The sequence below is a fragment of the Microbacterium sp. UBA7513 genome, from assembly GCF_002478345.1.
GTDB lineage: Bacteria > Actinomycetota > Actinomycetes > Actinomycetales > Microbacteriaceae > Microbacterium.
Genome location: NZ_DLNJ01000026.1, coordinates 5,260 through 5,547, shown reverse-complemented (window position 1 = coordinate 5,547; position 288 = coordinate 5,260).

The window sequence follows — 288 nt, the reverse complement described above, 5'->3', positions numbered from 1 at the left end:
CTTCCCCCTCGAACCACCCCCTTCCGGTCGACCCACCCCTCTGCGACCGCCCGCAACGGGCCGGGAGGCACGCAAAGGGGCGGGTCGACGGCGGGAGGGAGGGAGAGACGAAGAGCGCCCCACGTCCTGACGGAGGTGGGGCGCTCGTGAGGAGACCGGGTCAGCGTGCGCCGGCGGGCTCCGGGGTGGGAGCGGCGTCGGCCTCGGGGGCGTCGTCGCCGGAGTCGTCGGCGAAGGGCAGGCCCTCGCGCGGCGCGTTGTAGAGCTCCTCGTCGAGGATGCCCTCGC